The organism is Dolichospermum lemmermannii CS-548 (assembly GCF_028330815.1).
Lineage (GTDB): Bacteria > Cyanobacteriota > Cyanobacteriia > Cyanobacteriales > Nostocaceae > Dolichospermum > Dolichospermum lemmermannii.
The window spans coordinates 1-23,506 of sequence record NZ_JAQMTJ010000005.1 but is presented as its reverse complement, the minus strand read 5'-3'; the positions used below and the strand labels follow the sequence as shown (position 1 = coordinate 23,506).

The following is a 23,506-nucleotide window of genomic DNA, read 5'->3' as shown; positions in this document are numbered from 1 at the left end:
TCCTTTTTTTATTCTCGTAATAAAGTCAACTTTTTTATCAATTAATTGTAACCAAAAATAAAAGTGATAAAACCCTCTGTTTTTGACCACTCCAAATACCACCCTTGACAATTTTCCCTTTTCCTTAACTTGTCACCAATGGGGATATTCATAAAATTATCTGCCAAGAAAAAACCACTAGATTTAACCAGCAAATCAAACACTTATTCAGGTAAACAAGACACAACTTCTAAATCGAGTTCTTGGGCTACCCCTTCAATTTGTTTACATACCTCAGTTTTATCAACAAACAATCGTTTAACATAGAGTTTGAATTTAGTATCAGGTAATGTCAACATTCTAATTCCCAAATTCTGGGCATCCTGTTTAACTGTTTTCACAGACTCCAATAAATTATCACCATATTTAGTTGCTAAAGTCCCCTTTACACCACCTAATTGGGCATGACTTTCATCCTCAAAATCAACTTGGGCAATCCATTTGTTATCATCACCGGGATACATTTGATAAATACCAATTCCAGTGGTGAATAATTGTCCAATCATGATACAATCCCCTATATTATTGAACATTAAGCAATAGCATTACCGATAATCAATAACGCTATTTGCTATTTGTTATTGCTGGTTTCAATCCTCAATTACCTTAATTGGTAACTGTCACCTGCATTTTCAAACATTATCCAATTTCCCCATGAATCAACTCAACAACAGATTCAGCGAGTAACCCCCTCACCTTAATCTCCAGTGGAAATCTGCGGACTCGTTTGGATTGTCGGGGTGTGCCGTCGTCTCCCTCGAAATAGCCATTATTGACAATTACCCAATCTCTAAATCTGGGGAACTCTTGTTGTTTCAAACCAATGTAAGTGATAAAGCTAGTGAATCCAGAACTTTCATCGGTGGATTCTGGCCAATGAAACTTGTTCGAGTAAGTGCCGACAATAGTTATGCGATTCCTACGGAGCGCTTCGCTATCGCTAAGTTCCACCACCTGATAATTCCCATGTGGACTAACTTGTAAAACCTTACCTTCAATACCCGCAAAATTGATTTTATTCATCATTAAATCTCAAAAATACCAACATTAAAAAGCGATAGCATCAATGATTTTTGTAATCTTCATTTCACTATATAAAGCTTGATTTTATTAGTGATTATGTTAAAATCAAACAATGGCTAGAGTTTAGTTAATAGATGATGTAGTGCTGGGAATAGATTAACTCATGCCTATTCCCTTTTTTCTACTAATCCGGGTCTGAATAACTGTCAAACCAAATTATCTGACTATCAGAAAACCCAATCATCCTAGATAAACCGTCTTCACAGTTGACAATTAACTTACCTGAATCTGAAATATCAACAACTCCAGTAATTCGGGGTTCATTCAATAGTATATTTAATTGCTCAACAGTGAGTTCAATTGATTTTAAAGGGTTGATTCCTGTACGTTTAACGAATGCAGTGGTCATGATATTAACTAACAACAACACAACCCCAAAGCGATAGCATTAGCATCCTTAACATATTTTTATTTACTAAATTAAATTGATAGACCATGACACCAGAAGAAGTTTTAAGTCAAATAACCGATGGAATTTGGGTAAACAAGGGTGGGTTAAGAGTCCCCACAGAAGTTGTGCAAACTTTGTCAAATAAAGAGGATTAGTTTGATTCAATTCAACCAGTAGTTTACTCGCAAGATAATTTACCTTCACTAAAAGCGATTATTAATTACTTTTCTAAATCAGAATTAGACGATGAAGTTGGCTATGCTTCTGCGGAAATACTACAATCTTGTTATGGTGTAAACAAAGTTTTTAATTCTAAAGTACACGGTAATCCAAGTGCGGTTGGACAACAAAAACTTGATGCAATTGGACAACGCCCAGCGAATATCGAAACTTATAAAGCGTCCGTAGAAGTTAATAATATATTGATTAATTGGAAGAATATTAATAGTAGTGGTTATGATAACGATGATTCAGTTTATGACAGAATTAAATCTGTAGAACAAGTAAATAAAGATTGGTTTTCTCAACAAATTGAAGATTTAAAAACATTAATGCTCAATGCTTATGATAGTTTATTATCCCAATTTGATGAACAAGAAGACCCTGTACCACAGGAAGTAAGGAATCACTTTGTGGCAATTAGGGAGAAAACAGAGCAGGAATTTCCATCGGCGATTCCTACGGAGCGCTTCGCTATCGCTGATTTCCCCCAGGACAACCTCAACATTGTCAATATATTCCAAGGACTCCTAGATAAAGTCAAAGAAGAACTTGCGGATGCTTTACAAAAAATCAAAGAATTGGTTTTAGGTAAAGATGAATCCAAGGCAGCGAGGGCAGAAGCGAGACAAGAACACAAGGATAAATCAGGACTGTTGAAGTTTCTGAAAAGCAAGATTGTTAATCCAACAATTAACGGTATCAAAAAACTATTTAGAAAAGCCGGGAAATTGTTATCTAATAAAGAAGAAAATAATTATAAAGAAGACACAATTAAATCCCAATTTGGGAATATTTCTAGTGCTTATGGTGCAATTGTTCCTGTGGATATACCGACAACAATCAACGCCATTGAAGTATTGAAAAAGATTACCGAAAGTATTCTGACAACATTTATTTTAAAGGGAGTGCAATTACCGGGAGTTTTCGTTGAAGCCTTAAAAAATACTACGATTTCTATAATCTTAAAAAGATTAGATATTCCCGGAGGTGAAGCAATTCGTTATATTACTGGGGGATTACTAAGAACAGTAAAAGATTTATTACCAGCAGTTTTCAATAATACTGGAATGTTTGCCGGGGCATGGGGTTTATTAACAGCTTGCGCTCCTTATATTTTAGCAGCAGCAATCCTGGTGATTATTGCTATCAAAATGGCTAAAAGAAATCAACTCGGTGATTTTATCTTGATACTGGGATTATTGGCATCCCAAACAGAACCCGATATCTGTTGTGCCAGGGTAATTGGTGACGAGAAAATGGAGGATATACAAACATTGAAAGAGGGATTTATTACCGAAACCAATAAGAATTATGACTTTATTTATGCCTTGACATTCAAAAATGAAGAACTTGCCAGAAGTTTGGATATATCACAGGAAACTCCGGTGATTATCCCCGAAGCAGCGGCTATCACAATTAAAGAAGGATTATCAAGTTTAGAATACATGGATTTTTAACAAAGCAGGATTATCAAGTTTAGAGTACATGGATTTTTAATATGACTACATTATTCACAAATACCCGCTATATCGAAGATGGTTCAGTCGGCACAATCGCCACCGTTACTGAATGGTCAGTGTGGAATTGCACTGAAAATAAATGGTCAAATGCACCTAAAGTAGTCTTACGAAATATATTATTAGCAGGGTTACATCCAAAATTAGATTTTTGTATTGGGGAAATAGAAACAACAGAAACCAAAGCATCAGCATTAAACGCATTTAAACCCAAAGGTTATCAAGCAGCATTCTTTCTGGATTTAGCCAGTGGTTCTAGAAATCATGGGAGATTCACATTCACTAATGAAAAAACCATCGGTAAAAAGTATTTTGGGGAAACAGCTAAAGACCAATGGAAACGTATAATTTACGGTAGCATTTTGCATACTGGTTGTAAGAAACTGGTATACAAACAAATGAAATATGTAGTAGTAGATGATGAAAATAAAGATGCAGATGGTAACGACTTAGATGATGCAGTCAATAATATTCATTGGGAAACCGGGGATAGTCACGCCAAAGCTAGTAAAGCACTGATGCAATTATTGGGACTGCCATTACAACAATTTAATCCAGATACTGGAGAAGATGAAGAACTTGAACCTGATGAAAATAAACCCTTACAATTCAGAGCAGCATTCAGAAACAACGATAATTTAGTAGAATGGATTGGTAAAGGAACTATTGGTTATAACCCCAAACTCGATGACTCTGAATTTGATTTAGTGATTCCCTTATCTTCACTCAAAGGTAATAAACCAGCGTTAGGTAATCATCAAGGTAAACTATTATTTGGTTTGGTGTTTGAGGGGGAATTACGCCGGGCTAAACCAGGATGGATGTTACTCCAGTGGTTCTCATTTGAAGTGCTACAAAAAGATAATATCATCAGTAAATTAGAAGCTAAATGCGAACTGCTTGCAGCAGCGCTTCGCTATCGCCTATCCCAAGCCTATAATTCCATCACTGACCTAGCGGAAATCCTGAGAATAGACCAAACCGAAGCCGAGGCAGAAATCGAAGAAGGTAGCGACAAACTCCAGTCTGAAGCTGAATATGAAAACACGATGATTCGGATTATTAAAGCCGATAAAGCGGGTCTTTTACTGTTACATCCCTATGTGGTAACTCGTATCAAAGAACGCATGAGGGCTGTATGGTTAAACTTAGCTAAAGCTGCTGGTATCCGATTCTATTCAACAATGGCACAACTAGATGAATCCCTGGCACATTATCATGTGGTATTACCTGATGGACGAATCAAAGGCAGAAAAGTATTTTGCGCCCCGGACTTTGAAGAGGGTGAAATATGTGTACCAAGTTTTGTAAGGGTAAAGCACAGTCCACTTTTCAAAAAATCAAATTTTAGATAAAAAATAATTTTGCAATTAGTTTATTTTAATATTAAAATTCTGTAATTTTAATAAAATAGTGTATACTAAGAATAGTAAATGCGCCTTGAAAGAGTGAGCCAACACTCAGTCAAGACGACTACTCCATTAGTTGTTTGTCCAACATAGGAGCAAAATTATTATGCCACAAAAAACGCAATATGAGCAAGAGAGTCTATTTTCTTACAAGAATGAAAGCTACCGCGAATTTGTAAAAAAGTTTGGTCATCATCGCCAAAGATATCCCCACAGTGATGTGCTTTTGACAAATTGCATTAAACAGGAAATGGATTTAATTCAAGGTCACTTGCTAGGTGATGGAAGTATTTTTGTAACAGGAAAAGACTGTAATCGAGATGCTACTTTCAACTTTGTTACGAAACATGAAGACTACGCTCAATGGATTATAAATAACACAGAGTCATTTGCTGCTTGTAAGCTACAAGTAGGTGATAATTATGACAAAAGAACAGATAAATCATACCATCGTGTTTCTTTTAGAAGTCCATCTAATAATCTATTTACAGAGTTAAGAAATAAATGGTATCCAGACGGTAAAAAGATTGTTCCACAAGATTTAGTTTTGACAAAAGATTTAATTTTGAGATGGTATGTAGACGATGGAAATTGGCATGATAAAGGAATTTACTTTAACACTCAAGGTTTTGATCCAGAAAGTACAGATTTTTTGCGATCTGAATTATCAAAATTTTTAGTAATGAAAGTAACAATTCAAAAACACAGTGGCGATCTTTACAGACTTTTTATTCCCTTACGAGGAACTGGATCTGGAGTTAGTAGCACTAATAACAACACAGAGAAATTTTTTGAAGTAATCGGAAAATGTCCTGTTAGTTGCTTTAGTCACAAATGGGGAAAGATTTAGTAGATTAACAAAGTCATAAAGGAAGGGATTTATTCTCTTTCTTTATGATTTCCAGTGATTTCACACAACTAATAAAGTCTTCTTCGTTTATATCTGGCTAGACTGTGCCAAAACTGGAAAATATACGCTAAGGAATCAAAATAAGTGCTGAAAGCATTGTGATACTTAGCTTTCAGCCATTACTTAAATGTATTTCCTATTTAGCTGCTGTTTCAGGGGAATTGCTACAAGGCTCTTTTCTAATTTGAAATTCCAAAAAGGATGATGGAGAAGATTTGAAGTTTACCGATGCTCCGCAGTTAGATGATTCAACTACAGAAAGAATATGCTTTGCTACTACTACACCAACAGATCCGCTGACAAAAATACCAGCTATACCAACAACAAGAGTAATGTTTGTTTTTTTGTATCTTTTCATATTTTTCTTCGATAAAAAAAACGCTAATTCGAGAATTAGCGTTGTTCGTGTGTATTCTGTGTTTTCTTTTGCCTCATATCTCAAGCGGCAATTGCCGCTGCATTTAGAAATCCGTCTCCTTGGTGATTAGAGTTTTTACAGATATTCTCGGACTTCTGAATCAAATGCAAATACTCTCACAAAAGAAGGAGGGAGTTAAAGGATACAAGATAATACTTAACTAAAGGGTTGTTTTGATGATTAATAAGCTACCTCTTAAACAGTTAAGGTACTGTTGACTTTTGAATTTTTTCATGGTACAATCAAAGGGCTAACGCCCTAGTATATGTGATAAGTAAATATGAAAGTCAGGAATTAGTTAACTAGGATTCACAAATCATCATTGCTCCAATCACTTTAGTTTTATAAAATTCCATCTTGCCGGAATTATATGTATCTTGGCTCTATTTTTAAGATTACTCCTAATTACCTCTCACCATAACCGGGGCGTTAGCCCCTGTTAATTACCAGGTGTAGAACAGACAAACTCTTGAATCATTGCCCCAGCACTTCTTTTTGGAATAGGAAGTCTTATAGAATTCCATCTTGCCGGAATTATATGTATCTTGGCTCTACATTTTTAAGATTACTCCTAAATTAACATCACAATCACTGAGGCGTTAGCCGTTCTTATCTCCCAGGTGTTGAACAAACAAATGCTTGAATTCCTTCTCCATGACCATTCTTTTTAATAGGATACCATTTTAGGTCAGGGTTGTCTCTCCACATTTGAGCATCAATATTATAAAAAGCAAGATACATTACTCTTGGATTCCAGCAATCTATTAAATTGGCAGTAACATTTCCTATTTGAGAGTTTTTAATCTGTCTACTAATAAATCTTGCGGTCCCATTGTCAAGATGCTCAATAGAGTCTGTATCAACTTCCCACCAACCTTTGTTTGTAACTACTGCTGTAAAGAAATCTGCTTTTGCAGGAAGACAAGGTAATAATGCTAATGCAATGGCAGACAAGGTTAATTTAAATTTCATAAGGAATCCTATTTGTAATTGATTTAATAACTAATACATTATTATTTAAGTAGCCATCATGAACTGCGTACAGCAGGACACATGAAAAACTTCTTATTCCCTTCCGCACTCTTCAATGGCGATCGCACTGGTGAAAGATCGAGGTTTACGCGACTAAAATCTGTTCATGAAGTCAACATAACAGGCGCGTGAATCCATAGACCTAGATTGTTCTTCAATTTGTCTCGCTTTTTCATGAGCGTATCTAATTCTATCCCCTACATAGCAAGCCGGATTACGCCCATCAGGTCTAATATACGCGGAAGTCTGTCCACAGGTATATATTTTGTCTTCATCAGCAAATGCCAATGTCATACCTTCCGTAACTACTTGATCGTAAGGGCATAGGCAACCATCACGACCCGCCCAAGTTCTTATTGGCGCACGTAACTTCATGGGAACTGAATAGGGATTAAAAATTTGTGCGAAAGCACCCTGCTGAATAATAAATGTAAGTGGAATAGCAAGAAAAGCTAGAGGAAACTTCATGATTACACTACAGAAAAAGTTTGATATATGGAGAATGCCTAAAATTGCTTGCAATCTCGCTATCTATTATACAAAATTTTTATGGTGTTTTTACGTTGGACTGAATTTTAGCGATCGCACGTAGCGCACTGCCAAAAGCTATGACTACGCCGACTACGCCCGCCGTAGATCGCCTCTCTTGATTTTTTAAAGGTTTAATCATCACAATAAACTACCAGCTACAAAAATTCGACTTCATTAACAAATTCAAAGTCTATCTGGCAGGTGATTTTATACAATTAATCAAATCTTCTGCGTATCCGAATATGAGGAATGCGATCGCTAATTTTGATGAACCCCCAGCCACCAAGAAATTCCCCAAGATGGCATTACAGGGGAATCTCCAACAGATTGCGATTAATAGCATGAATGACATGACGGGGATTGTAGCCTCATTGTTAGCCCGCGCCCGTTCTGGTGGTTGTGAACAGGTGGTATTGAATATTCCCGCCGGTGGTGAACAAAAACAAGATGAGGAAATGCCGATTATTGATTTTCTATCTCAACAAGTCCAAATTGCTGTTGATAGTTTAAAGTCTGCATATCCCAACAATAAAAATGGATTGGATGCGGTCAGGGATTTCTTAAATGAACAGGGTGCGGAATCCCCTTGGTTAAAAGATTTCAAAGACAAGGAGTGTTATCTCAGTCGTAAATGCGCGGTTAAAGATGATGCTTTAGACACAATTTCGAGACTGGTGCAAACTGTTAATAGTTATTGGAAAGCCCCAGACCTAAAACTGGATTCTTCACCCAGAACCTACGAGAAAGTCCTGTTTGGTAATGTTGAGTATGCACCGGCACAATTAGAGAAAGCAATGGCTGACCGGACAGAATATCGGGCGGAAATGAAAAAAGCAATTCTTTGGAAAGAAGAAAATGATGATAGCACCCGCATGATCCGGGAAGTTTCCGAACTGTTTAAAGCCCGTAAGGAAAGTATTTATAAAACACCCAAACCCGACGATAGTTTATACCATCCTGAATCATGGGTTGCTGTGTATTGGAAAGTTGCACATCAAGCGGAAACTGGTGAGGCGGGAATGGTGTTTACAATGTTTGCAGATGAGATTATAGAAAAGTTGAAAAATATGCAACCCGAAGCAGCCAAAGTTTTAAAAGTTTATGCAGTTCAACATGGTAGTTGGTCTGCCCCTAAAGCAACACCCTGGATAGGTCAAACAGTACAAATCCGTTCCAAAATTATAGAGCAGGGAGGTCAACAAAAATTAGCAATTGAGATGCAATTTCCTGATGCTAAACAACAATTTGGCTGGCATCATCTAGGATTAGTCGGCGAACAATATCGTCCTTATTACCCCCCAGGACTTACGAAAACTATGTTGGCTTATAGTACAAGGTTTGTGACTGCAACTGGGAAAACCAGTGAACTGACATTATTTGATCCCAATATGGACAAAGAGGATATCAAGGATTTTCTAACTTTTAAATAGTCTTAAAACAATCCTAATGATTCAGGATATAGAGTAAATCAGAGTTTTGGAGTCTTTCTTAGTAATTGATGAAGAACTGGCTTCTCTATATTCTTGCTATCACCAATATTCCTGATTCCTGATTCCTGATTCCTGATTCCTGATTCTTAATTCTTGACTCCTAACTCCTAACTCCTGACTCCTGACTCCTGATTCCTGATTCTTAATTCTTAATTCTTAATTCTTGACTCCTAACTCCTGACTCCTGACTCCTGAATTCTTCCAAAAAATCTTAGTTACCACTTGTCAAATTCACCTGTTTTTGAGTAATAATTAAATCATAATCTGATGCTGTTAAATGATACGAGAATATGAACGCCAACCTATCCGAATATTTGCAACAATCCACAGGATACAGTGAAGTAACTGTAAAAAGTGTGCTTGAATCTTTCTATAAATTTATTCAAGTTTCTCTTCGTGAGGGTGAGGAAGTGAGAATAGATAAATTTGGGGTTTTTTCCTTTAGAGATTTACCAGAACGTAAAGCCAGAAATCCCCGGACTGGTGAACAAATTGATGTTGATGCTAAACGCAAACCAACTTTCAAATTTTCTAAAGGTTTTGATATTCAACCTGACCCAGCAACATTGCCAATAATTGAAGCAATTAAGCATAATAGTCCGCCAATTCCCCCAATTCCCACAGAATTATTAATCCCAAATAATCGCAGTTGGTTTATGAATATTGATAATCAACCTGTGGAAATATTTGAATCAGAATTAATCTCCAAAGGATTAACAACAATCACTCCATTATGGAGTAATACTACTGGCTGGAAACGTGCTGGTGAAATTCCTGAAATTGGGTATTTATTTAAGGTTGCTTAACTAATTAAGGTTTTGGATCTTAAACATCTAAAATCCAAAACCCTAAATCATAGTAAAATTAATTGAAAATTCTGTACCATACATTTGATAATTCGCATTACCACCAACTACTAATTTATTTTTTGTGTAGTTAAAATCAGTTTGGTAATTACCAAGTAAATATTTTTAGTCCGTATAATTTACCGTCAAAACTTTGGAAATTTCCTATGACCAGTCCATTTGCAGTGTTGTATGTTTGCGTAACTGGTTTTGAGGCTAAGACTCCATTTACATCTAGTGTTACTACATTATTGGATCTAATTATTTTGATGGTGTCTGGGGAATTAATACCAGATACAGAATTTGGGATTGTAATAACATTATTCTGCCCAACACCAACATCAAAGCACCAATTCGAGCCATCTGGGCGCAGATTTAATAATCCGTCTGGCTCAACTCCCATGATATTAGAATATTGGGGATCAATTGCTAATTTAATTTCTATGGCGAAATCGGAATTAAAGTTTTCCTCATACCTGTACCTGTTCTGTCAACCATTCACCGGATTCAGTGATTTTATAAATTGGTTGACTAAATTGTAAAATTCCTGCTGTTGTTGTTGGCATTTGTAGATTCCTATTGTTTCAAAAAATAACCCCGAACTAACTTGTAGTCCGAGGTCATAAAAGCGGTCTAAGTCTGAGTTAACAATGCACTGGCATAAACAGTTTCTGTTCCCACTGTTCCCACAATAAACATTCCCACACTGGGGTCAGCAGGAGCATCAACATAATAGATTTTAGGATTGGTGACTTGTTTAAACGCTGCATACAGTTGTACATAATATTCAACTGATTCTGCTTCTGCTGCTAACGTTTCCAAACTTGCAGTTCCCGCATCCAGTAATTCGCCTTGATCGTTCAATGCCTCAATCGCATTTAAAGCCAAGGGTTTAAATACTTCGTCTAAGGTCTTTTGAACAACCGTTCTGGTTTCCAAGAACTCTTTAGTGGGAGCAACCCCAGCATTTTTGGTACGCAGTGACCTATCCAAAGACAGGATTTTTTCATTATCTACAACAGCCTTAGTTGTGCTGATTTTCAAAGGAGAATCACTTTCAGATTGCCCCCAGAAATTATAGTCTTTGATAACGCCTCTGATATGAGAAGCAGCTTTACTCGCAGTTAAAAACATTGCAAATCCTCGTCATTTCAACTTTGAGTATTTTAACTAAAAATGAGAAATTTAACAGGGAATTTTAAGTTGTTAAAACTAATTTTCCCCAGACATTTTCTAGATAAATACTGGATATAAACGTTAATATTTTTATGAGAATAAATATTTAATTAGACTTAGTTCTCAATAAAAATCATAATGTTACAAATGTTAAATTTAATGTAGATATCAATAACAAATTATGTTATTTTGATCCTGTGAATAACAAATTATGCTATAGTTAAACAGTGGGAGTTACCCCACCATAATGCTATTTACTTTGCCAGTCGTCGAGTGCTTGATTCAATTTCTTAGCCAAAGATTCCGCTTTTCTCTTAGGCAAACAAAATCTGATGGTAATATAAACAAATGAATTATGATAAATCACATCATAACTTTTACCTGAACAACCAAGAACCGCCGAAAATCTGTCTTTGGGACATTCACTAATTCGTTGATGGTGTCCATTATCAAGAAATGCTAATTGCACCGCAACTAAAGCCATTTCTTTCATCAATATTCCCCAGGTAACATCAACACACCCTGAACAAGAAAAAGTTTGATTTCGGGTAAGGGAAAATCAGTAAACTCAATATCCTGTCTGATATATGGCGTAATTTCTGGATCTGGTGTATCTCCCCAACAAGTTACAACCGCTTGATGATGAGGTTTGGGTTTGATAAATTCATGACTGTCACCAACAACCAATAACCATAGCTGAAAATCCTTGAGCATTTTATCAGCTAATAGTTTCTTGGTTTGGTAACTAGCAATAACATCTATTAACCAATAACACTGGGCTTCTTCTGCTAAATACTGAACACCATCGGTATAGCGAATACCTAACAAATGTCTGTAATAATTATCAGTGCTAGTAAAATGCTTGAGAGATTGCTGTAATTCTTGTGCTGAAATCATGGTAGAATACCAAAAAGAACAACCCCCCAAAGCGATAGCATTAATTATTAGGAAAAGCCCCCATTTATTATCTAATTACTACCGCAACTTTGCCATTTGTTGAACTATGTTGTGATTGTAAATTACTGATAGTAGTATTAGCTTCTTCTAAGTGAGTTTGTAACTGTGCTAACTTTTTACCAAGTTCATTATTTTTCACAATCAAGTCATTACGTTCCTGATACAAACCCTCCAACTTAGTCCGAACCTCTTCACTATCAGCTAATTGTTGTTTATTAATATTTATATATGCTTCTTTAAGCTCGTTGCGCTGCCGTTCACATTCACCTTTATGAAAATTAAGTTCAAGTTGTAAACTCGGAAAATCTATAAGTTGTTGTTTTAACAATTCATTCTCGGTAACTAGATATCTGAGTTTGTCACCGGAAATAGAGGAATCGGCGTTTTGGTAAGCGAGTTTGTAAACAGCGATAGCGAAGCGCTGCTGCAAGCAGTTCGCCCATTGGTTCATAGCAGTCAAATAATCCCCTGGAATATCGGACACATCGAGAACCCCGTCATCAACAGATTCAAAAATTGCGGTGATTAGGCTTTTTTCATTTCTTTTAAGATCCATGTTCTCAATCCGCCACTGACGTAATAAATCGCAAACCGTGTCAGAACTACCACCAATACCGTAAATATATTTTAAAGCTGATTGTACGCTACGGATAACAATACCGACCTGATTCTTTTTCAACACGGCACAAGCAATATCAACCATTGATTTAGTAATACTATTGTACTGTTTGGTTTCGATATCAAATCCGGTGAGGTCGAGTTCCTGAAATGTTGTTGGTAGTTTCATAGCGCACCTTACTATCTATATAAAGTATGTAAGGTTAAGTTTACATTGTCAAGATTAAGAATCATAAGACCTCGCGGTAAGTGGGAAACTCAGACACAAAGCGTGCTGAGAGGGAAGCGACACGGGCGGTAATAAAGGCATTGAATCTTTTAATTTGAGTAGCCATAACCATCTTTTTGGTGGATAGTTTTACAGGTTTTATAACTAATTCCTTGGACTAATCCATTTCTAGTTGAGATATTGAAACTTCCTATCGCGCGAGTAGCAATTCTTCCAATATATTCGCCAATTTTTTTACCAGTTTTGACGACTGATTTAACGATGTCTCCTGTTTGAAACCCAAAATGAAATTTAGTTCTAGAACAGTGACGATTTGGGAATCCATGTTTGTCAGTTCTGCAAGATTGTCTAGTGCCGTGACCATTAGCTGTAATTAGCAATGGTTTAACACCTTTGATATTGAGAATTGGAGTTGATTGACCAACACAAGCCGCGTCAATCCAGTGCGTTTTCTCTACTTTCTGTTGACTACGATTGAATTTAGTTAAACCTCCTGAACCCGTTTCTACAGGTAATCCAGTCGCTTTTAAAACGAATAGTAATGCAAAACGAGTTGTGTTTACTGCGGCTGCATCAGCTAGTGGTCTTTTTGCTTGTTTCAATATTTTTTCCAATTTTGATGGGTCTTTTTTGAGAAAATCTTTAATATCTTTCGTTCCTTTTTTGGTGTTACATTTTTCACAACTTAAAGTGAGATTTGTAATTGAATCACTACCACCCTTGGCTCGTGGATGAATATGCTCTACTTGAAAAGGAACGTCTTTCACTCCACAGTAGGCACATTGTCTATTCCACTTTTCTAGTAAGTATTCTCTGGTTTCGTAACCAGCTAAAGTTCCCTGTTGATATTCCTTACCTTGAATATCAGGATTAGTCATTAACTGCATATCGAACCGTACCAACTCCTGACTAATCGCCCCAATTGGTGCAAATTGGCGCAACTTTTTCACCCAAGTTTTGATATTCTCAACCCGACTTTGTAAGCTTGGTGCTAACCATCCCTCTGGACGGGTTCTATTCAAGAATCTTGGTTGTCTGTAACGGTTTTTTTTGGCACGTCTAGAACGTCTTAATTGTCGTCTAGAAGTTAAAGCATCTCGAATTGCAAAACCTCTATGTTTTAATTCGGCTGCAAATATAACCTCTCCAGTCGAGTCGTTAACTAATGCCATTCCTGTGAATTTTGCACCAGGGTCAATCTTTAATCTTAGAGGTGATACTGGTGAATCTGGACGTGATTCTTTGAGGATAATCGTGAATGGGAATTGTCTGAATACGGCTGCTTTTTTGTTTCTTAATAGTTGCCTAGCTTGTGCTGAATGGATTGGATCTAATGGTCGTTTGTCAGTGTCAATTACAAATACTTTGGACATAAAGTCCCTCCTTGCGGGTAATGTTAGCCTCGTCAATGTTTTAAGAGCTTTTTAAATTTGCAACACTGTTTCAGTGACTTTAAAACTGTTTAATTGCAAATGACAGAGCAGGGAACTGGCTTCGCATTCCAGGGTGTCGTGACTCAAAAAACGTAGTCAGTTAAGACTTAGACTGGTCAGTACAGCTTGCAATTTATTACAAGCTCAGTCCCTTTAGGGCTGAGTTACTGACCCTCATGAGGAAAAGCAAGTGCAAGTTCAGTCAGGGTACATTCAAGGATTTCGATGATTGCTAGGGTTTCTGTGGGGGATAGTTTGGGAACTGCATGACCATTTACCCAACTGCTGACAGCCTGACGAGATAATGAACGCCCAGAAATGGTACTCCAGGCATCCTGTACAAGTTCCACAAACTTTTCTTGAGTTAAACTTCGTCGCTCTAAAAGTTTTATAAACTTGGTTCTTTTTGCCATGCTATTGCAGTAAAGCCAGCCTTGAAAGTAAAGTTGACTTTACGTAATTATATTCATATACTTACAATATCAAAAAATCTATAGTTTAAATATAAAATATCTATACAGGAAAACTAAGACTCAGTATTTTTACCAAGAAATATAGTCAATAAATTATTGAATGTGGCACAAAGTAGAATGGTAATACCCTAGTATAGGTAAAAACTATAGGTAAAAACTAAGACTTTCTGATGATATCGGCAATGGCTAAGACAATATCTGATAACTGTTCTGTAGAAGCAGACTGAATGTTATAGAAATTGGTAACGTTTACGTGGGATTGTCCAAATGTTACTTGTAATCCACCATCACCCAACAACCGCTTTACCAAAGTTGCTTTGACCTCTGGACTCACATCAGAAGCAAGCTGCTCTAAGAGAGTAGATTTTTCCTGATCTTTTAATTTATGAGTTAAATTTTTAATCACATCGGTAATTATTGCACCGTCAAGTTTATTACATTCATTGAGAATTTGTTTCAAACTATCTTGACTCACCCTACTAAGTAAGTTGGCGTTAAACAATCAACATATGTAACGAAATGTAAATTCGACAAATACCTTATAGATAGGTTATTTAAGGGTTTTTACGAAAAAAATGTATATTGATTTTATCGTGCCGACTTACTTACTCTCTATTTTTCTTTATTCTTGACTTGTATGAACTTCATGATGTAAGAATATCCTAGCTTTTTCTTGCAAGAATAACCTATCAATATCGCTATTCAGTCAATGTTTACAATCTAAATGTAGCAATAATTGACGGTTTAATACGCTACACTCACCAAGAATCTATCACTAAAACTTATAGTATTTATTCAATGATACCCATACTTAATTTACAACAAGTTTTAGCGGATATTGAAGTTTTATTTGTTACTAATTATATTTAGTGATTTAACTCTGTTTAAACACAAACTTTCTGATCCGAAGAACGTAATGACAATGCCAGTGCTTGCATGATATCTGCCCTATCTTCTCTGTCTAAAAAGGGAATCATTTTCGCTATTTCACGACCTTTGAGGTATTTCACCATTTCCTGGGGGTCAACTTCGCTTTTTATCCCCAGTCTGGTCAGTGCTTCTTTCCGAATATCATCGTCTAAGCAATCTAGGATACTGAAATAAAACTCAGTCATGATGTCTTGCTGTTGTCCAGACATTAACCGTGAAATCACGGCAGGGTTAACACCTGATTTCTGTGCTATGTGTGACGCTCTTGCACCCCGTGCGATCGCTCTCTTTAGGGCAATAACTAAAATTTCTGTACGAGTCATTGATTTATTTAAAAAAAGGTGTAATATTTACTATTATCAATATTGTGAGGCTTTGCCAACAGTACCACAGCAGTATAAGACTCAATTGAATGTCTAACTCAGGGAATTGCTTATAGATATAAATCAATTCTAATCAAATTATTGTCATTTAGCAACAAGGGGAACTCAAATTCTAACAAAACATAAAAAAAAGCCTTAACCATTAACACTGGCTAGGGCAAAAGTTCAAAAAAATAAATTTCTTAACTTAATTATGCACCATAGACAGGGATTTTTCAACTGTCTCCAGTCCGCACTAGGAGATTGTTGGACTTTAGCATCAATAAAACCGGATTTACTGGACTTTATCACCAGTGTTTTTCTACAATCCAATGCCTTGAAAGTATTCTCATCAGGTATTTTCAAGGTTTTAGGGTTTGACTGTGGTGATAGATTGCGTAACGTAGCCATACTCACCAAGATTTTTAAACCAGAAGCAATAACCAGTTATTTACTCTCAATTACTTTGGGGGTGCATTAGCCATGAAAACCAAAACTCGTACTATTCGTTATCCAGAACCTATTGAGGAATCAAGAATGCAAGGTTATTTCATGATTTCTAAGCGCGATGCTGCTGTGGTCATTACCAAAAAGCTAACAGGCAGTCAGTGTCGTCTTTGGCTTTATTTAATGCTTATTGACCCTTTTGCTGATTATACCGCTGATGGTGAGGTCAAATATCACGATTTGCCTTCTATTGCAGAAATAGCAATAGCTGTAGGAGGTTCAGTAGAATCCGTTGAAAAAGATTTAAGAAAACTTCGGAGCTTGGGGCTTTATGAATATCGCACTGTGGTCATTCAGGGTCATAACACTACTGCTGCTAATGCTAAAGCTGAGGCAGATCGGTTAAAATCTCAGTCTAAATCTAAGCCCAAACCCAGTCAGGATAACCGTTCGGCTTATTTAAGCCCCAAAGAAGATTATTTAAGCCCCGAAGAAGATTATTTAAGCCCCGAAGAAGATTATTTAAGCCCCAAAGAAGATTATTTAAGCCCTGAAGAAGCTTATTTTAGCCCCGAAGAACAGCTAGAACCTTTACCTATAAAGAATTTTCCTGCTCCTCAGACTAATCAAACTAAACAAACTTACACAAACTTTCTCTCAGACTTATCAGATGGCGAGAGAGAGAAATTTGAAAAATTTGCTTTAGATAAAGTCAACAAATTACCGCACCCTCCGACATTGCCCCAAAAATGGATTGAAGCGCATCTTGAGGAATTGTGATCGCAGTGGGAAAAATCCCAAGGCAAAGTTTCATCCACAGAGGACAGTAAATGGGAGAACCACCCGCAAAAAGAAGAATGGCTAAACTTCATTCGGAATATCGGCTATGTTTCGTTCTTCTATGAAATTAATGACCAAGACGAGATACAACGACGCATAGCTTTTTATGACTGGGCTTATGCCAAGAAGATTATTTGGGACTTGTAATCATGAAGAATGAATTTGAACAGCTTATACCCATCCCAGTCAGACCTGAAGAACAGCTAGAAAACAAAGACATTTTTTATCCCAAATGGCAATGCTTCTGTTGTCAAGATTCAGGCAAGGTCAACGATAATCTAGTGCGCGTAGTTATACCAACTTACAATCCCAGCCGTGATTTGTGGGTGGCCTGTCAAAATCCTGGTTGTCACAGTTTTAGAGAAAAATGGAAAGGAATTGCAGTTGATAATTTTGATACTCGGTTCTCAACAGTAGTTTGTCAGAAGTTGGATTTAAAAAGCCGCGAGAACTGGCATAAGACCGTGCAACGTTCCTCAGTAAACGATTCCCCGGTGTCCACAACTACGGAGACGTGCGAGGGTTATCAGTTAGAAAACCAGGACAAATTGACGTGCTTACAGCTTCACCACCATGTCAACCATTTTCCATCAACGGTAAACGACTCGGAGCAACCGACGAACGAGACTGTTTCCCCGCAGTCCTTGAAAGTATTACCAGAATCCAGCCAAAATTCTTCTGCATCGAGAATGTTACCGGACTCCTTACTTGTCCCGACTACCCAGGACAACCAACAGGGTCATATTTTAGGGGCGCGATCGCAACCATTGACAGCTACGGGTACGATGCGGAATGGATTTGTGTATGTTCAGGACACTTTGCAGCCCCCTTTCTTAGACAACGATTACTTTTGGTTGGAATCTCCCGGTGCATTAAGCTCAACTGGGAACGGACGACCCCCTGGACAAACCAAGCTAGAAACACAATTGAAAAAGCTGGGACTGTTGCACAAAGGCGAAGTGGTGACATACTCCACACACTCCCTTTCAGGTGAGTGTGGGCTTCTCGGCGACTCCTCTATGAGGACATTGACCGAGCTTTAAAGCCCTATGCCCTAGGGACTTGTTGAGATAATTTTTAACTTTTTTGATAGGCTGCTTTTCAGCATTTAATTGAGTTACACCTACTGTTGGAAATTATATCAAATATTTGAAAAAAAAATCAAGAAAGTGTTCATTCCGCACTTCGTGCCGCTTCGCTAACATCGCCCAACAACACTGATTAAACTGCGCTTAATTTTGCTCGTTAGGCAATTCGTCACTCACGCGTATTCATCTCATCACCTCCCTATTGGGTAGGTGAGAGGCTTCTAAGTAGGTAAACAGAAAAAATTAAAGGTATATGACGAAATGTAAATTCAATGAATGCCTTGCAAATAGGTCGTTTCACGGTTTTCACAAAACTAAACACATATCGTTTTTATTATGTTTATCTACTTACTGTTTAAGCTAAACCCGGTTATCCTCAGCGAGTGGTACGATATCCCGCCGAGTTGGCTAGACCCCTCGGAGTTCCGTCCGGCAACGGCACTATTAGAAAACAAAGACAGGCAGCAGGAAATCTTCTTGATCCCAGAATCGCCGCCGTCGGAATTAATAGAGTTCAATACCTTGCAACTATCGCCGGGGTCAATAACTACTGAGAAATTCTTAGAGAAAAACTTAGATACGGAAGAAGCAGGTAAGGAAACCCTGACTACTGAGAAATTCTTAGAGAAAAACTTAGATACGGAAGAAGCAGGTAAGGAAACTCTAACTACTGAGAAATTCTTAGAGAAAAACTTAAATACTGAGAAAATCCCTGTCTATTGTTGTTGCCCATAAAAAAAACTTCCAAGCAAATACCTGGAAGTTCTGAATCTTAAACATTTACTGTTTGCTTTACTGGCATCTGTCGTTCTGGCATTGGTTGAAGTGCTGCATTAATAGGTACATACTTACAATAACAAATCACAATCATATCAAATCCCATACCGGAAATATCAGGAGTATAGGTTTCAACACTGGTTACTTCCCAATCACTTAAACGATGATGGGTTTTGGCTTCTGGGTATTCGGCATCAACAAACTGCTCAACTTTAATAAATTCCGGGGGACGATAACCAACTTCGGGTAGTGGTGTATCTGAACAATCATAGTGTTCACCTAGAGTTTTGGTTAAAGAACCCGTGTGAGCATATTTTCTGTCTTGCCAACCTGGTTGACGTTTATCAGCACGAAACACAATCCATCTACGCATCATCTTTTTCCTCAGTATCGTAATATGATTTGGGAAATTCTGTATCGCCCTCAAATACACAGTCTACTGGCAGTATATCGTTACCAGTTTCTTCTACGTCAACAAGTTTCCAACCGTATTTTTCTGCCATTTCATCGCAGCATTCTTCGTCTGCTGCTGCATGACGTGATTTATTTTGGTTCTGTGGTTCTGGCATATCTACTCAACCTTATTGTCAGGGTTATTTCTGATTTTGTCAGTTATCGCCTCCCATAAATCTGCAATTTCATCTTTACTGTTAAGGTTGAATTGGTAAACAGTATTAGCATGAACTTGGGAATTTCCCATTGTTACCGTAAAACTATTATCATCTTTGACAGGTAACAATTTCTTGACTTACTTAGCTTTTTCATCTATGGTTAAATGTTCCATAGCACTTTCTAAAAATGTTAACTTCTGTTCACCGCTTAACTTATCGTAATGACTTCTATCCATAAACCCTGACCTAACTTGTATTTGATATTTTGTGTAAATTCTATAAACCACACAAATTAACGATTATTATAACATAATTATAGCAACTAGATAAATGCTGTTATAATGTAGTAATAGAACTGGAATAATTAATATTTGAGAAGGAATGATTTAGTTGATATAAATTATCAGAGTTCGTGCTACTGCAAAACAAGTTGTAGAGATGTTATACTATTTCTGTATGAAGATGTGCCAAAATTAAATTATCCCATACCTAAATAAAATATGGTTATTTCAGAACTTGAACAACAACTTCTTCAACTTTCGCCCAACGATAAACTTTACATTATCCAACTACTTGCACAAAGCCTAACTATGGAGAATGAAAATAACAAAATCCTTCCAAAACAACCAAGTAAACTATCCGAATTTTTCCGTCAATCTCCTTTAACTGAAGTAGCTGAAGAATTAGACCTGAGTAGAGATACCAGTTTACCGCGTGATATTTTTATCCCATAACTTATTCCTATGACTTATCTTCTTGATACTTGCTTGATATCCGAAACTATTACTAAACAACCAAATCAGCAAGTTTTAGACTGGCTAGATGCCCAACTTCCAGAAACACTTTACCTGAGCGTAATTACAATTGGTGAAATTGCTAAAGGTATCAGTAAATTTCCTGTATCTAAACGGAAAGAATCTCTAACAAAATGGTTAAATGAAACCCTACCCCATCGCTTTGAAAATAGAATTTTAGGTCTGGATATTGCCACAATGATTTTATGGGGAAACCTAGTTGCAGAATTAGAACAAAATGGACGACCTTTACCTGCTATGGATTCTCTCATTGCAGCCACCGCAGTACAAAATTCTCTTACACTTGTTACCCGTAACGAAAAAGATTTTGCTGGCACTAAAGTTTTAATTATTAATCCTTGGAATTTTTAAACAACTACTTAAAACAAATTCAGGGTTTATTACAAGACAGTAATAATAATGATGTCGTAAAAAATTTGATTAGAGAGACAATGTATTTGATTGAATGGATAGCCCCAGATATAGAATTTGATTATGCCTTTGAATTAGCAAACTTAGGACGGTTTTTGACCCGTTGGTTGTTTAAATGGGAGCCAATCTGGAACGATACAGAAGCCAGAAATCAGGTTAATAAAGAACTTGGTAATTGGAATGACCGTGTTTTGCAAATATCACAATTAACTATACAAAAACTATGAGTGAACCATCTTTACCACAACCACAATTAGAACCCAGCGGAATTACCTTTGACCAGTATGCAGAGTTTACCCCACAAAAACTAGAACTTAGTAATGGGTATATGGGGTATGGTGGACAAGATAATTTAGGATTTCACTTATCTGTGCTTACCAATATGGGGTTATTAAAAGCAGCCCAACATACGAATTTAGCATTGTGGATAGAAGCCCTAGACTGTGTAGTAAAAGAAAAACTGCAAAATATTAATGGTGAACCAGAAGTAGTAGAAGCCATGTTGAATAGATTTAACCAAGCAATGTTAGATTTGGAGGCAGTGATAGATTATTTGGCGGAATGACGTACCTTTGGGATTTTCCTCTAAGAAAATTTTGACAGTAGGATGGAACAAAGGAAATGTGGGGGCAACCTTTCCAACATTCTTAGAGAAAACCCAAAAGTAATTATGTAGAGTAAGTGTAATCACTGAAGGATTTTCTTAGAGGAAACCGCAAAACTCTAATATTGTGGGAATTAAAACGAAACCAATATAACCTTCTGGGGCGATATTATCATTCTTAAACTTTTTATCTAAGAATTTATTGGTATTTATGTATGGGTAGCTTGAACTACAAATATAAATTGATGATACGTATAATAAAAAGTTTCCTCTAAGAATCGCCGGGGGTACTGAGAAATTCTTAGAGGAAATGCCAAAGTAATTATTGTGTTAGTGTAATTACTGAAAACTAAGCCACCACAGTATCCTTATCTGGGGGTGAACTTTTCCTCTAAGAATTTCCTAGTTAGTATGTACTATAAAAGTTTCCTGTAAGAATTACGAGGCAGTCACCACAACTGCCCCAATATCTAGTTAGAACCATGAAGTCTGCGGACATCCCAAGGTAAAGACCGTCTGCCCTGTTGCAAAATTGATTGATACCCCTCCGGCGATAACCAAGAACCATCTTCTAACTGTACATAATCTGGTGGCACTTCTTCCTGTGGTGTGAATGCTGGCAGAGTCCAGGGGCGTTTAGGTTTGACACCGGGGACTAATTGGATCTGCTCTTGAATCTCATTAAGTTGTTGGGTGATGGGAGTTAGGGATTTTTCGAGGGCTGCGGTGATCATAGCATTCAGAGATTCCTGATTTAGCTCAACAGAAGCAGTTTCCGCCATTCTGGTTTTGATAGCAAAATAAGTTTGAGCCGCCGCAATTTCTGATTTCCGGGGGTCGCCGTTCATGGCCGTGAGGTAGCAAGCATACCGTGATAATTTGAAATCAGATTGCTTAGAACCCCCTCCCTGTGGTCGTTTCACCAGATTGCCACCGTCGGCAAAGTGGTCATCAATGGTGTAACCTGAGTTCTGACAAGCCAATTTTGCTCGTTCTATTGTTTCTTCAAACCGTCGCCATTGTGTATACCCCAATAATGGTTGAAGTTCACGGGCTAACCAATACTCATTACCATCTTCATCAACTTGCTTAATCTTATCAAATGGGTTTGTACCTTCAGTAAAAGCGATTAAATTCATAACAATCCTTGTTGGTTAATTTCTGATTACAAATTTCTGGCAGAGCATAAGAATTTCTTCCTATGCCACTTATTGTAGTATTACTAAATGAAATATAGAGACTGTGGTAGTATTACAATTTGTGATATTATTTAGCTATTCCATAAGCTATAGCTATTACTAAAAGTAGCACTAAATATGGTAGTACCATGTATGATAGTATAAGTGAGTTCAGAAATGGGCGTAAAAATTAAACTTAAAGAAATGCGAGAGTCCAAGAACATTTCACAATACCAATTAGCGCAACTTTCAGGGATGTCCCCGCAAAACATTCAAAAGTTAGAACAAGGGAGATCAAAAGGGATTCAATTTGATACTTTGGATAAACTTTGCAATGTTTTGGAGTGTGATATTCAAGAATTATTGGTAAGGATAGAAAAGTCATAACCGTAAGTGACAATAGCTACTGTGGGAAGACCAAGAAGAAACCGACTAACTGACCGTGTTAATTACAAACTTGATAGGGACATCAGGGGTATTTTGTCACGGATAGCCGACCGTCAAGGTAGAACCGAAGGCGCACAGGTAGAGCATTGGTGACAAGTTAAGGAAAAGGGAAAATTGTCAAGGGTGGTATTTGGAGTGGTCAAAAACAGAGGGTTTTATCACTTTTATTTTTGGTTACAATTAATTGATAAAAAAGTTGACTTTATTACGAGAATAAAAAAAG

Annotated in this window: 34 protein-coding genes; 15 read left to right on the top strand and 19 right to left on the bottom strand. The window is 37.0% G+C overall.

Translation table 11 applies throughout. The features are described from left to right. Nucleotides 1–203 precede the first annotated feature (203 nt). The 3 genes from PN450_RS00260 to PN450_RS00250 all read right to left on the bottom strand — a co-directional run bounded on the left by PN450_RS00260 (nt 204) and on the right by PN450_RS00250 (nt 1,471). Nucleotides 204–545 carry a hypothetical protein gene (locus PN450_RS00260; protein ID WP_271834967.1) on the bottom strand — a complete coding sequence of 114 codons (342 nt, stop codon included), beginning with the start codon at nt 543–545 and terminating at the stop codon, nt 204–206. Nucleotides 546–678: 133 nt separating this feature from the next. Then, on the bottom strand, nt 679–1,065 hold the full coding sequence (locus PN450_RS00255) for a hypothetical protein (RefSeq protein WP_148762677.1): 387 nt from the start codon (nt 1,063–1,065) through the stop codon (nt 679–681). A gap of 181 nt (nt 1,066–1,246) precedes the next feature. Next, on the bottom strand, nt 1,247–1,471 hold the full coding sequence (locus PN450_RS00250) for a hypothetical protein (protein WP_271834965.1): 225 nt from the start codon (nt 1,469–1,471) through the stop codon (nt 1,247–1,249). 464 nt (nt 1,472–1,935) lie between these two features. Here PN450_RS00250 and PN450_RS00245 point away from each other — a divergent pair, with 464 nt between their 5' ends. The 3 genes from PN450_RS00245 to PN450_RS00235 all read left to right on the top strand — a co-directional run bounded on the left by PN450_RS00245 (nt 1,936) and on the right by PN450_RS00235 (nt 5,511). Continuing rightward, nucleotides 1,936–3,192, top strand: coding sequence for a hypothetical protein (locus PN450_RS00245; protein WP_271834964.1), 1,257 nt, complete (start codon nt 1,936–1,938; stop codon nt 3,190–3,192). A 41-nt stretch (nt 3,193–3,233) separates the two neighbouring features. Further along, on the top strand, nt 3,234–4,607 hold the full coding sequence (locus PN450_RS00240) for a hypothetical protein (protein ID WP_271834963.1): 1,374 nt from the start codon (nt 3,234–3,236) through the stop codon (nt 4,605–4,607). Nucleotides 4,608–4,767: 160 nt separating this feature from the next. Next, nucleotides 4,768–5,511 (top strand): endonuclease, encoded by a 744-nt coding sequence (locus PN450_RS00235; RefSeq protein WP_148762670.1) that lies wholly within the window; start codon nt 4,768–4,770, stop codon nt 5,509–5,511. 196 nt (nt 5,512–5,707) lie between these two features. Here the strand turns inward: PN450_RS00235 and PN450_RS00230 are convergent, their stop codons facing one another. The 4 genes from PN450_RS00230 to PN450_RS00215 form a co-directional block, all read right to left on the bottom strand. Then, nucleotides 5,708–6,013: a hypothetical protein gene (locus tag PN450_RS00230; RefSeq protein WP_271834961.1), complete on the bottom strand. Its 306-nt coding sequence runs from the start codon at nt 6,011–6,013 to the stop codon at nt 5,708–5,710. Between the two features lie 585 nt (nt 6,014–6,598). Further along, nucleotides 6,599–6,961: a CNP1-like family protein gene (locus PN450_RS00225; protein ID WP_148762668.1), complete on the bottom strand. Its 363-nt coding sequence runs from the start codon at nt 6,959–6,961 to the stop codon at nt 6,599–6,601. A gap of 153 nt (nt 6,962–7,114) precedes the next feature. Then, nucleotides 7,115–7,543 (bottom strand): hypothetical protein, encoded by a 429-nt coding sequence (locus tag PN450_RS00220; protein ID WP_271834960.1) that lies wholly within the window; start codon nt 7,541–7,543, stop codon nt 7,115–7,117. A 25-nt stretch (nt 7,544–7,568) separates the two neighbouring features. After that, nucleotides 7,569–7,691 carry a hypothetical protein gene (locus PN450_RS00215; protein ID WP_271834959.1) on the bottom strand — a complete coding sequence of 41 codons (123 nt, stop codon included), beginning with the start codon at nt 7,689–7,691 and terminating at the stop codon, nt 7,569–7,571. Nucleotides 7,692–7,794: 103 nt separating this feature from the next. Between PN450_RS00215 and PN450_RS00210 the strand changes: the two genes are divergently transcribed. Together PN450_RS00210 and PN450_RS00205 are read left to right on the top strand one after the other, a co-directional pair. Beyond that, nucleotides 7,795–8,982, top strand: coding sequence for a hypothetical protein (locus tag PN450_RS00210; RefSeq protein ID WP_271834958.1), 1,188 nt, complete (start codon nt 7,795–7,797; stop codon nt 8,980–8,982). Between the two features lie 350 nt (nt 8,983–9,332). After that, nucleotides 9,333–9,848, top strand: coding sequence for an HU family DNA-binding protein (locus tag PN450_RS00205; RefSeq protein ID WP_053541488.1), 516 nt, complete (start codon nt 9,333–9,335; stop codon nt 9,846–9,848). A gap of 148 nt (nt 9,849–9,996) precedes the next feature. Here PN450_RS00205 and PN450_RS00200 read toward each other — a convergent pair whose 3' ends face one another. From PN450_RS00200 to PN450_RS00160, 9 genes are all read right to left on the bottom strand, one after another. Beyond that, nucleotides 9,997–10,290, bottom strand: a complete 294-nt coding sequence (locus PN450_RS00200; RefSeq protein ID WP_271834957.1) for a hypothetical protein — start codon at nt 10,288–10,290, stop codon at nt 9,997–9,999. 230 nt (nt 10,291–10,520) lie between these two features. Continuing rightward, complete coding sequence (locus PN450_RS00195; protein WP_193962217.1) at nt 10,521–11,021, bottom strand: hypothetical protein; 501 nt, start codon at nt 11,019–11,021, stop codon at nt 10,521–10,523. A 292-nt stretch (nt 11,022–11,313) separates the two neighbouring features. Beyond that, nucleotides 11,314–11,556 (bottom strand): hypothetical protein, encoded by a 243-nt coding sequence (locus tag PN450_RS00190; protein ID WP_271834956.1) that lies wholly within the window; start codon nt 11,554–11,556, stop codon nt 11,314–11,316. Further along, on the bottom strand, nt 11,556–11,960 hold the full coding sequence (locus PN450_RS00185; RefSeq protein WP_271834955.1) for a DUF6876 family protein: 405 nt from the start codon (nt 11,958–11,960) through the stop codon (nt 11,556–11,558). Before PN450_RS00185 ends, PN450_RS00190 begins: the two co-directional genes overlap by 1 nt. A 67-nt stretch (nt 11,961–12,027) precedes the next feature. After that, on the bottom strand, nt 12,028–12,807 hold the full coding sequence (locus tag PN450_RS00180; RefSeq protein WP_271834953.1) for a hypothetical protein: 780 nt from the start codon (nt 12,805–12,807) through the stop codon (nt 12,028–12,030). Nucleotides 12,808–12,956: 149 nt separating this feature from the next. After that, a complete protein-coding gene (gene iscB / locus PN450_RS00175; RefSeq protein ID WP_271834951.1) occupies nt 12,957–14,240 on the bottom strand; it encodes an RNA-guided endonuclease IscB in 1,284 nt (427 codons plus the stop codon). A 224-nt stretch (nt 14,241–14,464) separates the two neighbouring features. After that, nucleotides 14,465–14,713, bottom strand: a complete 249-nt coding sequence (locus tag PN450_RS00170; RefSeq protein ID WP_148762662.1) for a transcriptional regulator — start codon at nt 14,711–14,713, stop codon at nt 14,465–14,467. 217 nt (nt 14,714–14,930) lie between these two features. Continuing rightward, nucleotides 14,931–15,275 carry a hypothetical protein gene (locus PN450_RS00165; protein WP_271834950.1) on the bottom strand — a complete coding sequence of 115 codons (345 nt, stop codon included), beginning with the start codon at nt 15,273–15,275 and terminating at the stop codon, nt 14,931–14,933. Between the two features lie 382 nt (nt 15,276–15,657). Continuing rightward, nucleotides 15,658–16,026 (bottom strand): hypothetical protein, encoded by a 369-nt coding sequence (locus tag PN450_RS00160; RefSeq protein ID WP_148762659.1) that lies wholly within the window; start codon nt 16,024–16,026, stop codon nt 15,658–15,660. Between the two features lie 253 nt (nt 16,027–16,279). Here PN450_RS00160 and PN450_RS00155 point away from each other — a divergent pair, with 253 nt between their 5' ends. The 4 genes from PN450_RS00155 to PN450_RS00140 all read left to right on the top strand — a co-directional run bounded on the left by PN450_RS00155 (nt 16,280) and on the right by PN450_RS00140 (nt 19,175). Then, nucleotides 16,280–16,546: a hypothetical protein gene (locus tag PN450_RS00155; RefSeq protein ID WP_148762657.1), complete on the top strand. Its 267-nt coding sequence runs from the start codon at nt 16,280–16,282 to the stop codon at nt 16,544–16,546. Between the two features lie 2 nt (nt 16,547–16,548). After that, entirely contained in the window at nt 16,549–17,292 is a 744-nt protein-coding gene (locus tag PN450_RS00150) for a hypothetical protein (protein ID WP_271834948.1), read from the top strand. A 574-nt stretch (nt 17,293–17,866) separates the two neighbouring features. Further along, nucleotides 17,867–18,346, top strand: a complete 480-nt coding sequence (locus PN450_RS24000; RefSeq protein ID WP_417033725.1) for a DNA cytosine methyltransferase — start codon at nt 17,867–17,869, stop codon at nt 18,344–18,346. Between the two features lie 430 nt (nt 18,347–18,776). Then, nucleotides 18,777–19,175 (top strand): hypothetical protein, encoded by a 399-nt coding sequence (locus PN450_RS00140; protein WP_271834945.1) that lies wholly within the window; start codon nt 18,777–18,779, stop codon nt 19,173–19,175. A 37-nt stretch (nt 19,176–19,212) separates the two neighbouring features. Here the strand turns inward: PN450_RS00140 and PN450_RS00135 are convergent, their stop codons facing one another. Next, nucleotides 19,213–19,593 (bottom strand): hypothetical protein, encoded by a 381-nt coding sequence (locus tag PN450_RS00135; protein WP_246863118.1) that lies wholly within the window; start codon nt 19,591–19,593, stop codon nt 19,213–19,215. After that, nucleotides 19,583–19,786 (bottom strand): hypothetical protein, encoded by a 204-nt coding sequence (locus PN450_RS00130; protein ID WP_053539759.1) that lies wholly within the window; start codon nt 19,784–19,786, stop codon nt 19,583–19,585. Before PN450_RS00130 ends, PN450_RS00135 begins: the two co-directional genes overlap by 11 nt. A gap of 542 nt (nt 19,787–20,328) precedes the next feature. On the opposite strand from PN450_RS00130, the gene PN450_RS00125 reads away from it, so the two are divergent. From PN450_RS00125 to PN450_RS00110, 4 genes are read left to right on the top strand one after another with little or no spacing between them, the layout of a single operon-like run. Further along, nucleotides 20,329–20,562 carry a hypothetical protein gene (locus PN450_RS00125; RefSeq protein WP_148762648.1) on the top strand — a complete coding sequence of 78 codons (234 nt, stop codon included), beginning with the start codon at nt 20,329–20,331 and terminating at the stop codon, nt 20,560–20,562. 9 nt (nt 20,563–20,571) lie between these two features. Beyond that, a complete protein-coding gene (locus PN450_RS00120) occupies nt 20,572–20,994 on the top strand; it encodes a type II toxin-antitoxin system VapC family toxin (protein ID WP_148762646.1) in 423 nt (140 codons plus the stop codon). Then, the gene (locus PN450_RS00115; protein ID WP_246863117.1) at nt 20,982–21,281 is read left to right on the top strand and encodes a hypothetical protein; all 300 of its coding nucleotides are present in this window, start codon (nt 20,982–20,984) and stop codon (nt 21,279–21,281) included. Before PN450_RS00120 ends, PN450_RS00115 begins: the two co-directional genes overlap by 13 nt. Next, complete coding sequence (locus PN450_RS00110; protein WP_148762644.1) at nt 21,278–21,619, top strand: hypothetical protein; 342 nt, start codon at nt 21,278–21,280, stop codon at nt 21,617–21,619. Before PN450_RS00115 ends, PN450_RS00110 begins: the two co-directional genes overlap by 4 nt. A gap of 509 nt (nt 21,620–22,128) precedes the next feature. Here the strand turns inward: PN450_RS00110 and PN450_RS00105 are convergent. Beyond that, nucleotides 22,129–22,797, bottom strand: a complete 669-nt coding sequence (locus PN450_RS00105; protein WP_271834942.1) for a BRO family protein — start codon at nt 22,795–22,797, stop codon at nt 22,129–22,131. Nucleotides 22,798–23,013: 216 nt separating this feature from the next. Here PN450_RS00105 and PN450_RS00100 point away from each other — a divergent pair, with 216 nt between their 5' ends. Both PN450_RS00100 and PN450_RS00095 read left to right on the top strand, forming a co-directional pair. Then, nucleotides 23,014–23,223, top strand: coding sequence for a helix-turn-helix domain-containing protein (locus PN450_RS00100; protein ID WP_271834941.1), 210 nt, complete (start codon nt 23,014–23,016; stop codon nt 23,221–23,223). A gap of 6 nt (nt 23,224–23,229) precedes the next feature. Continuing rightward, entirely contained in the window at nt 23,230–23,376 is a 147-nt protein-coding gene (locus tag PN450_RS00095) for a hypothetical protein (protein ID WP_271834939.1), read from the top strand. Nucleotides 23,377–23,506 lie beyond the last annotated feature (130 nt).

Excerpts from the sequence above, each read along its gene's own strand:
- PN450_RS00260 (WP_271834967.1), bottom strand. The coding sequence starts at position 545 with ATGATTGGACAATTATTCACCACTGGAATTGGTATTTATCAAATGTAT.
- PN450_RS00255 (WP_148762677.1), bottom strand. The coding sequence starts at position 1,065 with ATGATGAATAAAATCAATTTTGCGGGTATTGAAGGTAAGGTTTTACAA.
- PN450_RS00250 (WP_271834965.1), bottom strand. The coding sequence starts at position 1,471 with ATGACCACTGCATTCGTTAAACGTACAGGAATCAACCCTTTAAAATCA.
- PN450_RS00240 (WP_271834963.1), top strand. The coding sequence starts at position 3,234 with ATGACTACATTATTCACAAATACCCGCTATATCGAAGATGGTTCAGTC.
- PN450_RS00235 (WP_148762670.1), top strand. The coding sequence starts at position 4,768 with ATGCCACAAAAAACGCAATATGAGCAAGAGAGTCTATTTTCTTACAAG.
- PN450_RS00225 (WP_148762668.1), bottom strand. The coding sequence starts at position 6,961 with ATGAAATTTAAATTAACCTTGTCTGCCATTGCATTAGCATTATTACCT.
- PN450_RS00215 (WP_271834959.1), bottom strand. The coding sequence starts at position 7,691 with ATGATTAAACCTTTAAAAAATCAAGAGAGGCGATCTACGGCGGGCGTA.
- PN450_RS00210 (WP_271834958.1), top strand. The coding sequence starts at position 7,795 with ATGAGGAATGCGATCGCTAATTTTGATGAACCCCCAGCCACCAAGAAA.
- PN450_RS00205 (WP_053541488.1), top strand. The coding sequence starts at position 9,333 with ATGAACGCCAACCTATCCGAATATTTGCAACAATCCACAGGATACAGT.
- PN450_RS00200 (WP_271834957.1), bottom strand. The coding sequence starts at position 10,290 with ATGGGAGTTGAGCCAGACGGATTATTAAATCTGCGCCCAGATGGCTCG.
- PN450_RS00195 (WP_193962217.1), bottom strand. The coding sequence starts at position 11,021 with ATGTTTTTAACTGCGAGTAAAGCTGCTTCTCATATCAGAGGCGTTATC.
- PN450_RS00190 (WP_271834956.1), bottom strand. The coding sequence starts at position 11,556 with ATGAAAGAAATGGCTTTAGTTGCGGTGCAATTAGCATTTCTTGATAAT.
- PN450_RS00185 (WP_271834955.1), bottom strand. The coding sequence starts at position 11,960 with ATGATTTCAGCACAAGAATTACAGCAATCTCTCAAGCATTTTACTAGC.
- PN450_RS00180 (WP_271834953.1), bottom strand. The coding sequence starts at position 12,807 with ATGAAACTACCAACAACATTTCAGGAACTCGACCTCACCGGATTTGAT.
- iscB (WP_271834951.1), bottom strand. The coding sequence starts at position 14,240 with ATGTCCAAAGTATTTGTAATTGACACTGACAAACGACCATTAGATCCA.
- PN450_RS00170 (WP_148762662.1), bottom strand. The coding sequence starts at position 14,713 with ATGGCAAAAAGAACCAAGTTTATAAAACTTTTAGAGCGACGAAGTTTA.
- PN450_RS00160 (WP_148762659.1), bottom strand. The coding sequence starts at position 16,026 with ATGACTCGTACAGAAATTTTAGTTATTGCCCTAAAGAGAGCGATCGCA.
- PN450_RS00155 (WP_148762657.1), top strand. The coding sequence starts at position 16,280 with ATGCACCATAGACAGGGATTTTTCAACTGTCTCCAGTCCGCACTAGGA.
- PN450_RS00150 (WP_271834948.1), top strand. The coding sequence starts at position 16,549 with ATGAAAACCAAAACTCGTACTATTCGTTATCCAGAACCTATTGAGGAA.
- PN450_RS00140 (WP_271834945.1), top strand. The coding sequence starts at position 18,777 with ATGTTTATCTACTTACTGTTTAAGCTAAACCCGGTTATCCTCAGCGAG.
- PN450_RS00135 (WP_246863118.1), bottom strand. The coding sequence starts at position 19,593 with ATGATGCGTAGATGGATTGTGTTTCGTGCTGATAAACGTCAACCAGGT.
- PN450_RS00130 (WP_053539759.1), bottom strand. The coding sequence starts at position 19,786 with ATGCCAGAACCACAGAACCAAAATAAATCACGTCATGCAGCAGCAGAC.
- PN450_RS00125 (WP_148762648.1), top strand. The coding sequence starts at position 20,329 with ATGGTTATTTCAGAACTTGAACAACAACTTCTTCAACTTTCGCCCAAC.
- PN450_RS00120 (WP_148762646.1), top strand. The coding sequence starts at position 20,572 with ATGACTTATCTTCTTGATACTTGCTTGATATCCGAAACTATTACTAAA.
- PN450_RS00110 (WP_148762644.1), top strand. The coding sequence starts at position 21,278 with ATGAGTGAACCATCTTTACCACAACCACAATTAGAACCCAGCGGAATT.
- PN450_RS00105 (WP_271834942.1), bottom strand. The coding sequence starts at position 22,797 with ATGAATTTAATCGCTTTTACTGAAGGTACAAACCCATTTGATAAGATT.
- PN450_RS00100 (WP_271834941.1), top strand. The coding sequence starts at position 23,014 with ATGGGCGTAAAAATTAAACTTAAAGAAATGCGAGAGTCCAAGAACATT.